This is a genomic window from Streptomyces sp. NPDC001858, from assembly GCF_053594615.1.
This window is the reverse complement of sequence record NZ_JBSFEV010000124.1, coordinates 1-1,173: the sequence shown is the minus strand read 5'-3', so window position 1 is coordinate 1,173 and position 1,173 is coordinate 1. Positions and strand designations below refer to the sequence as shown.

General features: G+C 66.1%; 2 protein-coding genes. One reads left to right on the top strand and one right to left on the bottom strand.

Annotation, left to right across the window (positions count from 1 at the left end; genetic code table 11):
- Positions 1-971: condensation domain-containing protein (locus tag ACWCPF_RS45470; RefSeq protein WP_451051035.1), on the bottom strand; the 971-nt coding region annotated here is incomplete at its 3' end.
- Here ACWCPF_RS45470 and ACWCPF_RS45465 point away from each other — a divergent pair.
- Positions 964-1,173: hypothetical protein (locus tag ACWCPF_RS45465; RefSeq protein ID WP_451051034.1), on the top strand; the 210-nt coding region annotated here is incomplete at its 3' end. The genes ACWCPF_RS45470 and ACWCPF_RS45465 overlap by 8 nt on opposite strands.

Below are 1,173 nucleotides of genomic sequence, written 5' to 3'. Positions count from 1 at the left end.
AACGGCACCTCCTGATGCTCCAACGCCTCCAAACTCCGCTGCCGCACCCGACCCAACACCTCAGCAAACGTCGGATCACCCGACAGATCCGTACGAATCACCAACGAATTAACAAAAAACCCGACCAGATCATCCAACGCCTCATCCGTACGCCCCGCCACCGAAGACCCGATCGGCACATCACACCCCGCACCCAACCGCGACAACATCACCGCCAACGCCGACTGCAACACCATGAACCCAGTCACACCCTCGGCGCGACCCAGCTCCACCAACCGCCGGTGCACCTCGACCGGCACTCGCAACTCCACCCGATGCCCACGATGACTAGGCACCGCCGGACGCGACCGGTCATAGGGCAACGTCAGCTCCTCCGGCGCCCCCGCCAACGCCCCACCCCAATACGCCAACTGCCTCGACAGCAAGCTGTCGGGGTCCGACTCCTCCCCCAACAACTCCCGCTGCCACAACGCGTAATCGGCATACTGCACCGGCAACGCGTCCCACTCAGGCGCCTCACCCCGCAACCGCGCCGCATACGCCGTCGACAGATCCCGCCCCAACGGAGCCCGCGACCACGCGTCACCCGCGATGTGATGCGTCACCACGACCAGCACATACTCGGCACCCCCAACCGACCCGACCCCATCCCCATCACCGTCCCCAACTCCATCCCCCTCAGCCTCCACCTCGAACAACCACGCTCGAACCGGCACCTCCACCGACAAATCAAACGTGTACCGCGTCGCCTCCTCCACTGCAGCCGCCAACTCCGCCGAGGCCACCCGGCGCACGGCCAGCTCCCAATCCAGCTCACTCGCACCCAGAATCCGCTGATACGGCTCACCGTCCACGGCAGGGAACACCGTCCGCAACGACTCATGCCGCCCCACCACATCCCGGAACGCCGCACCCATCGCCGCCACATCCAACCCACCACTCAACCGCACCGCCACCGGCACGTTGTACAACGCACTCGGCCCCTCCAACTGGCCCAAGAACCACAACCGCCGCTGCGCAAACGACAACCCCACCCGCTCGGGACGCACACCCGCCCGCAACACCAACCGCGCCCCACCCACACCCGGCCCCGACAACCAACCCGCCACACCCGCCACCGACGACACATCGAACAACACCCTCAACGGCAACTCCACACCCAACACCGACCGC